The sequence below is a fragment of the Methanospirillum hungatei genome (assembly GCF_020216685.1).
In the GTDB taxonomy this organism is placed as follows: domain Archaea; phylum Halobacteriota; class Methanomicrobia; order Methanomicrobiales; family Methanospirillaceae; genus Methanospirillum; species Methanospirillum hungatei_B.
The window spans coordinates 1-5,357 of record NZ_JAIWNS010000251.1; the positions used below are offsets into that span (position 1 = coordinate 1).

Annotated in this window: 5 protein-coding genes; all 5 read left to right on the top strand. The window is 44.8% G+C overall.

What is annotated here, in order from left to right; all coding sequences use genetic code 11:
* The coding region (endA, locus tag LDL35_RS14230; protein ID WP_304023628.1) for a tRNA-intron lyase at positions 1-963 on the top strand (963 nt) is incomplete at its 5' end.
* 4 nt (positions 964-967) lie between these two features.
* Entirely contained in the window at positions 968-2,239 is a 1,272-nt protein-coding gene (locus LDL35_RS14235) for a tryptophan--tRNA ligase (RefSeq protein WP_304023630.1), read from the top strand.
* Between the two features lie 226 nt (positions 2,240-2,465).
* Positions 2,466-3,635: a Fic family protein gene (locus LDL35_RS14240; RefSeq protein WP_304023632.1), complete on the top strand. Its 1,170-nt coding sequence runs from the start codon at positions 2,466-2,468 to the stop codon at positions 3,633-3,635.
* Between the two features lie 486 nt (positions 3,636-4,121).
* Entirely contained in the window at positions 4,122-4,763 is a 642-nt protein-coding gene (locus LDL35_RS15500; RefSeq protein WP_369694949.1) for a hypothetical protein, read from the top strand.
* 39 nt (positions 4,764-4,802) lie between these two features.
* On the top strand, positions 4,803-5,357 hold a 555-nt coding region (locus LDL35_RS14250; RefSeq protein ID WP_304023634.1), incomplete at its 3' end, for a DUF362 domain-containing protein.

Here is a 5,357-nt window from a genome sequence, read left to right on the forward strand (position 1 = left end):
GGATATGCCCTTTATGAGCAGAGCGGATTTGGCAGACCACAAAAGGACGGGCTTCGGCTCTCTCCGGTAGAAGCACTCTATCTCGTGTACCGGGGAAGAATCGAGATCCCCGGATATGATTTTGACACGCTTCTGGTCCGGTTTTCAGAAGACGCCCATATGATCAGATCGTTCCTCGTGTACCGGGATATCAGGGAGCGGGGATATGTGGTCCAGACCGGTCCCCATGACTTCAGGGTATTTAAGCGGGGAGAGAAACCAGGAAAAGGAGAGTCCCAGTATATGGTCCGGGTGCTCTCCGAGCGTGACCTGATTGATTTTTCCGTTGTCCAGGGCGAGGTCAGGACTACCCTCAATATGAGAAAACAGCATGTCCTTGCGGTGGTTGATGACGAGTTTGAGATTACCTATTATGAAGTAAAACTCCAGAAACTGCCCGGACTTGAAGTTACTCCTGATCCGCAGCCGGCAACGGGCATTCTCTCCAGTATTTCGGTTATCATATCCGCAGGGGCAGACCTTGGGTATGACCAGGCATTTTACGGAAAACGGCTGGATGATTCACGGATAGTCCTTGCAACCGTTGAAGCAGCCTACCTGATGGAGCAGGGTCTTGTGACCATAGAGCAGGGCGAGGATACGCTGACTCCTGAACAATATTGTGCCCGGATCCAGGATTCAGATCCAGAACTTGATAAGAAGATCACCGTGTACCGGCATTTACGGGAACTTCAGTATATCCCCAAGACCGGGTATAAATTCGGCCATCATTTCCGGGTATATTCAGGAAGGAAAATCCACTCAGAGATGCTGGTTCAGGCGATAGGGCCCCTCGAGACACTTCCCATGAATAGTATATCCCGGTCAGTCCGGATGGCTCACAGTGTCAAAAAGAAGATGTTATTTGCCGGTATACATGATGAGGGCATTGTCTTTACTGAATTTGCCAGGATAAAACTCTAGAATCATGGACACTGAAGTTGTAAACCCCTGGGCATCAGACCAGTCTGTCGATATCGAGCGTCTGCATGCCGAGTTTGGAATTGAGCGGATTGAGACCGTCACCGATCTTCTTCCGGAGACTCCCGATTTTATCAGACGGGGGATCGTTTTCGGCCACCGCGATTACCACCAGATAGCGAATGCAATCAGGACTAATGAACCCTTCAATGTGATGACTGGGTTTATGCCATCCGGCCACCCGCATCTTGGACACCTGATGGTCATGAAGGAAGTGGTCTGGCATGTGCAGCAGGGAGGACGAGGATTTATCTGTATTGCTGACCGGGAAGCCCATGCAGTACGAAACCTCTCCTGGGAACAGTGCCGGAAATATGGCGATGAATATCTCTCATGTCTCTATGCTCTTGGGTACCATGGGGAAACTTATGAACAGAGTTCAAACCGGGTCGTGCAGGATCTGGCTTTTGAAGCATCGGCGAAGGTGAATTTTTCAGAACTCTCTGCAATTTATGGATTTACTCCGGATACCGATATCGGTCATGCCATGAGTGTCTTAACCCAGGTAGCAGATATCCTCCATCCCCAGGTGAATGAAGAACCGGCCCCGACTGTCGTGCCAGTGGGTCTTGACCAGGATCCGCATATCCGGCTTACAAGAGGGGTTGCCCATAAACTCCGGATGTTCACCGTCGAGGATCGGGACACTCATGTCAGTGTGCGGTCAAAGGAGGCCCCGGAAGAGGCAATGGAAGCGGTGCATAAAGCATTCAAGGGATCCAAGCGGTATGAGGGTCATATAGATATTACTGGTGTTCCCCTCGATGTCGTGAAAAAGACCGTTCGGGCAATAGAGCGAACCCATGGGGGATATGGGTTTGTCACTCCATCCGCAACCTTTCACCGGTTCATGCCTGGTCTGACCGGTGGGAAGATGTCATCCAGTATCCCGGAGAGTATTATCGGGTTTTACGAGGATGACAAGAAGGTCACCAAGAAGATCATGTCGGCCCTGACTGGTGGCCGGATGACGCTCCAGGAACAGAAAGAACTCGGAGGAGAGGCAGATAAGTGCCCGGTGTTCCTGTTAAATCTGTTTCATATGGTATCTGATGATGCTGAGCTTGCTGAAATCCGTCGGAAATGCATGGCCGGAGAGCTCATGTGTGGGCAGTGTAAGAAAGAGACCGCAGCACGGGTTTTAGCATTCCTGGATGAGTTCAGGGAGAAGATGGCGGTTGTAGCAGATCAGATACGATCGGAAAAGAGTTGTTTATAAATCTCTATAACTTTATTTTATCTTCAAAAGTCCCTTTTCCCAATTCTTACGCAATTGACCCCTAAATTCTACCAATCCCTTATCCCAAAGGTCGTCTGTCTGTGTCAACGAGTATGGACATACTTGAATGGAGATCAGTATATGTAACAAAAAGTTGACATAATCTCATTCAGTAATGAGTATGTAAGATTGCATTGACATACAATCGATCCTTAAGTGGTGCATAATGGAATATACGAATGGATCAAAGAGGGCAGGAACAATTGAATGGAGGACATCACCTATACTTGGAACGTATGAGGTTTTCATTCCCTGCTCTCTGCCTCCTGAACTTATCCTGGATGATGAACTCCTCCTGCTTATTTCAGAAGCGAGTGATGCACTAGCCCGGCTTGATGGGGTAACGCAGGTTCTCCCAAATCCTGATCTATTCGTTGCGATGTATATGAAAAAAGAAGCCCTACTTAGTTCGCAGATAGAAGGGACTCAGGCATCACTCCTGGGTATCCTTGAATTTGAAGCTGATTTGACACCTAAGGAGAATATGAATGATATTCGTGAGGTTTTGAATTATCTGAATGCGATGAGTCATGGAATGGAAAAGTTGGAATTTTCTGAGTTTTCTCTTTCGCTTATAAATGAAATCCACCATTTCCTTATTTCCGGTACCAGGGGTGCATCAAAACACCCGGGGAAACTTCGTGGAGTACAAAATTGGATTGGATTACCTGGTTTTTCGATTGAGCAGGCCTCATATGTTCCGCCACCTCCGGATCTTGTTCAACCATTAATGGAAGAGCTGCAGGAATTTATCATAAAAAAGGATCTCATACCTCCACTTGTGAAAACAGCATTAATTCATGCACAGTTTGAATCAATACATCCCTACGAAGATGGTAATGGAAGAATGGGCAGACTTCTAACAGCATTCTATTTATATCATCGTCGGATTCTTTCACGCCCTCTGTTATACCTGAGTTATTATCTGAAAAAGAATCAGCACGAATATTATGAATTGTTAAATCGTGTCAGATTCGATGGTTTATGGGAGGATTGGATACGATTTTTTCTTATCGGGGTCATTGAGGTTTCAAAAGATTCGATAGAAACCGCGAAAAAGATTATAGGTCTTCAAAACGAACTGACTCAAAAATTGGCGATAAATCGTATTGGGGGATTGAATGCAGTCCGGCTCATTCAACTCGCCTTTGAATATCCAATTCTTTCAACCGCTCAGGTTACAGAAACACTGAAGGTAAGTCGACAGACTGCAACCCTCCTGATTAAGAAGTTTGAAGAGGTCGGTATATTTGTGGAGATATCAGGAAAACAAAAGCATCGAAGATACCAGTTTATTGATTATCTCCGCATAATACAGTCCGGAATGCATGAGTGATAAAAAGAAATTTCTCTATCAGTTTAGGATAAATCCCGTCCCCTCCATGATTTACGAGTATATATCATCATCTTTAAATTGAATGGTCGATATCATTCTCCTAATGGGGGGCAAGAGAGTAATTGTATCAGCAATAACCACATCTGCCATTTTCATTGAAATATTGGTCATGATTATGCCCGTAAAAGAGGGGTGTTTTTTTACATGAAATCATCATTTTTCTTACCCATCCTGATCCCCATCCTATAAATACTAATCACTGGAAACAGTATAGCAGACTTTCATGAGCACTATCGGATCATTCTCCTCATTCTTTTCCTGCTCATTCTTTTCGTTTAGATAGGGGTCTGGACTAAACCGGGCCCCTGTAATAATCGATTACTGTTACCGAAGGTTATCAGGAGATACATTCATGCACCATATACAAAAAACACAAAAATCAATCACCGGACAAAAATTGAAAAGTGAACCACATACGGAGATATCATGCAATTAACCCTGAATGAGAAACGTCTGCTTCTAGAGCTGGTAAAAACCGAAACCACGACTCCGGAAGAGATGGGAACAATTCTTGACCGGCCTGCTGATTCAGTCGTTCAGTATGGAGGACTCTTATCCCAGAAAGGCCTTGCTCAGGTGGATCGTGCCGTCACAACCACACTTCTCCTGACCGATGAGGGACGGCAATATCTTAAGGAGGGACTTCCTGAACGGCAGCTCTATGACAGTTTCTCTGAATCAGCATCCATTGCTGACCTTAATACGCATCCTCATGCAAAGATCGGTCTTGGCTGGGTGAAAATAGAAGCCGGAAATGTCATCAAGACCGGTGATGCAGCTCCGTCTCCGATTGAGATCGGTCTGAAAAATTCGGATGCTGCTCCAGCTTATATTAAGGAGGCAGACAAGTGCCCGGTGTTCCTTCTGAATCTGTTTCATATGGTATCTGATGATGCAGAACTCGCCAAAATCCGTCGGAAATGCATGGCCGGAGAGCTCATATACGGGCAGTGTAAGAAAGAGACCGCAGCACGGGTTTTGGCTTTCCTGGATAAGTTCAGGGAGAAGATGACGGTTGCAGCAAATCAGATACGATCGGAAAAAGTTAAAATTTTAATATTAAATTAAATAATTATTAGGTTTCCAATGTGTGCTCAAGTAACCGTAATGAGAACAAATCCCTGTAATATCATTAAAGACTATAATCAACTGTTAGATATCAGTAAAATATCCGATTTTATTTCCCCGGATTCAGAGATCCTTATAAAACTGAACCTTTCCTGGTCCTTATACTACCCCGCTTGTTCTACGGAACCCTGGCAATTGGATGGAGTTGCTAATGCATTACGCAGCAAAGGATATCACAACCTCACAGCAACTGAAAACCGGACGGTTGTTACAAAAATAGACAAAGGTATTTCTGGAAATAAGTGGGGCCCTATTTTAGAAAAATATAAAATACCTTTCATACCATTAACCGAAACGGAATGGAAGCCATATCAAAGTCATGTAGAAACCCCTGCATTAGATGAAATATTTGAAGGAAATCATGCCATCCCCTCTTTCTTTGTTGGAAAAAACATGATTCACCTTCCGACAGTGAAAACCCATGGGCATACCACCATGACCGGAGCAATGAAGAATGCTTTTGGTGGCCTTATTACGGAACGAAGACACCATTGTCATCGGTTAATTCATGAAGTACTCGTGGATTTATTAAAA

Excerpts from the sequence above, each read along its gene's own strand:
- LDL35_RS14240 (WP_304023632.1), top strand. The coding sequence starts at position 2,466 with ATGGAATATACGAATGGATCAAAGAGGGCAGGAACAATTGAATGGAGG.
- LDL35_RS15500 (WP_369694949.1), top strand. The coding sequence starts at position 4,122 with ATGCAATTAACCCTGAATGAGAAACGTCTGCTTCTAGAGCTGGTAAAA.
- LDL35_RS14235 (WP_304023630.1), top strand. The coding sequence starts at position 968 with ATGGACACTGAAGTTGTAAACCCCTGGGCATCAGACCAGTCTGTCGAT.